This window comes from Devosia sp. (assembly GCF_034675085.1).
GTDB lineage: Bacteria > Pseudomonadota > Alphaproteobacteria > Rhizobiales > Devosiaceae > Devosia.
Genome location: NZ_JAUCDN010000410.1, coordinates 1 through 2,412, shown reverse-complemented (window position 1 = coordinate 2,412; position 2,412 = coordinate 1). Strand labels below are relative to the sequence as shown.

General features: G+C 64.5%; 2 protein-coding genes and 1 pseudogene. 1 reads left to right on the top strand and 2 read right to left on the bottom strand.

Annotated features, from left to right (window positions below):
* Window positions 1–148 precede the first annotated feature (148 nt).
* Window positions 149–1,495 (top strand): oxygen-independent coproporphyrinogen III oxidase, encoded by a 1,347-nt coding sequence (gene hemN / locus VDP82_RS17060; protein WP_323016023.1) that lies wholly within the window; start codon window positions 149–151, stop codon window positions 1,493–1,495.
* Here the strand turns inward: hemN and VDP82_RS17055 are convergent.
* Together VDP82_RS17055 and VDP82_RS17050 are read right to left on the bottom strand one after the other, a co-directional pair.
* Window positions 1,492–2,067: a UbiX family flavin prenyltransferase gene (locus tag VDP82_RS17055; protein WP_323016022.1), complete on the bottom strand. Its 576-nt coding sequence runs from the start codon at window positions 2,065–2,067 to the stop codon at window positions 1,492–1,494. The genes hemN and VDP82_RS17055 overlap by 4 nt on opposite strands.
* A pseudogene (locus tag VDP82_RS17050) lies at window positions 2,064–2,412 on the bottom strand (UbiD family decarboxylase); the annotation flags it as partial. The pseudogene VDP82_RS17050 and the gene VDP82_RS17055, both read right to left, overlap by 4 nt.

The following is a 2,412-nucleotide window of genomic DNA, read 5'->3' as shown; positions in this document are numbered from 1 at the left end:
GCGCTCGCCCCATGACCTCGCCCGACGCCACCGGCTACCTGCTGCGCGCTTTTTTCGAAAGCCTGCGCCGGCACATCTATACCGAGCAGGACATCATCGCGCTCCTTACCGACACGCGCAACTGACTGCGTCTTCTGGATTTTTTCTTATGCAAGCCGATCTCGTCACCCGCTATTCCGCCCCTGTCCCGCGCTATACCAGCTATCCTACGGCGCCGCATTTCCATGCCGGCATCACCCCGCAGACCTATGCGCGCTGGCTGGGCGAAGTGCCTGAAACCGCAAGTATTTCCCTTTACCTGCACATCCCTTATTGCGACCGGTTGTGCTGGTTCTGCGGCTGCCACACCAAGCACACGCTGCGCTACGAGCCCATCGCCAGCTATCTCGAAGCGCTGTTCGCCGAAATCGACTGGGTCGCCGAAAAGCTCGGCGGGCGCGGCCGCGTCACTGCCATCCATCTGGGCGGCGGCTCGCCCACAATGCTCTCGGCTCCCGACATGACCCGCCTGAAGCAGCGGCTTGAGACCCACTTCGCCATCGCGCAAACCGCTGAAATCAGTATCGAAATCGACCCCAACGATCTGGGAGAAGATCGCTTCGACGCCATGGCCGAATTCGGGCTGACCCGCGCCAGCGTCGGCGTGCAGGACTTCGACGAAAAGGTGCAGCGCGCCATCAACCGCCTGCAAAGTTTCGAGCAGACAAGCCACGTCATCAACTCCGTGCGCCAGCGCGGCGTCCATTCGGTCAATGTCGACGTGCTCTACGGCCTGCCCTACCAGACGCTGGAGAGCATTGAGGCCACCATCGCCCAGGTATTGACGCTAAACCCCGACCGCACCGCGCTTTTCGGCTATGCCCATGTGCCCTGGATGAAAAAGCACCAGCAGATGATCCCCGAGGCGGCGCTGCCCGATATCCACGCCCGCTATGCCCAGTCGCAACTGGCGGCCGGGCTGCTCAATGAGGGCGGCATGGGGTCCATTGGCTTCGACCACTTCGCCAAGCCCAGCGACAGCCTGGCCATCGCCGCCGCCAATGGCAAGCTGCGCCGCAATTTTCAGGGCTATACCGACGACCGCGCCGATCTGCTGATCGGGCTGGGCGCCTCGGCCATCGGGCAATTGCCGCAAGGCTATGTGCAGAACATCACCCCCACCGGCGAATACCAGAAGGCGGTTCTGGCCGGCAATGGCGCCACCACGCGCGGCTTCGCCCTCACCGATGCCGATAGGCTGCACGGCTTCGCCATCGAGGCCCTGCTCTGCCGCTTCGCCCTCACCCGTGCCGAATTGCAGGTCTTCGGCCCCGCCGGCGAAGCGCTTTTCGAGACCGCTCAAGGCCTTGCCGAAGCCGATCCGGACGGGCTCACCGCCGCCGACGCGCAGAGTTTCACCGTTACCGAACAGGGCCGCCCCTTCGTACGCGCCATCGCCGCGCAGTTCGACACCTATCTGGGCGCCGGGGCCGCGCGGCACTCGCTGGCGGTTTAGTCTGCCTCGCCCTGCCACTCCTGGGCCAGTTCCAAGCCGGGCAGGCCGAGCAGGTCGATGGCGCGCGCCGCCAGGTGATCGACGATATCGGCAATGGTCCGGGGCTGCCGATAGAAGGCCGGCACCGGCGGCATGACGATGGCGCCCATCTCGGTCACCGCCAGCATATTGCGCAAGTGCCCCAGATGCAGCGGGGTTTCCCGCGCCAAGAGCACCAGTTTACGCCGCTCCTTGAGCTGCACATCGGCCGCGCGGCCGATGAGATTGTCCGCCAGCCCGCTGGCAATGCCGGCCAGCGTGCGCATCGAACAGGGCGCGACGATCATCCCCGCCACCCGATAGGACCCGCTGGCCAGCTTTGCCCCGATATCGGCGGGATCGTATTGCCGCGTCGCCAGCATTTGCAGGCGCTCGAAACTGCCTTCGCCCAATTCGTGCCGCAAGGTACGCCGCGCTGCGGGAGACACCACCAGTTCGGTCTCGACGCCGTCGATTTCCGCCAGAAGCTCGGCAATACGAAACCCGATTGCGGCTCCCGATGCCCCGGTGACGGCGAGAATGACGCGGTTCATGCAAAAATCCCCAATTTCGGCCAGATTTCATCGACCCGGGCCATCACCTCGACGCTCATCTCCAGCGTCCGCCCCCATTCGCGTTCGGTCTCGGCCCCGATCTTGGTGGTGGCATCGAGCCCCATCTTGCCGCCCAAACCCGGCTTGGCAGAGGCGAAATCGAGATAATCGATGGGTGTATCGGGCACGACCACCAGATCGCGCGGCGCATCGAACCGGGTGGACACGGCCCACATCACATCAGCCCAGTTGCGCACATCGATGTCGGGGTCGACCGCGATGATGAGTTTGGTCATGCTGAATTGCGGCAGCATCGACCACAGGCCCAGCATCACCCGCCGCGCC

Coding starts and splice junctions, on each gene's coding strand:
- hemN (WP_323016023.1), top strand. CDS start 149: ATGCAAGCCGATCTCGTCACCCGCTATTCCGCCCCTGTCCCGCGCTAT.
- VDP82_RS17055 (WP_323016022.1), bottom strand. CDS start 2,067: ATGAACCGCGTCATTCTCGCCGTCACCGGGGCATCGGGAGCCGCAATC.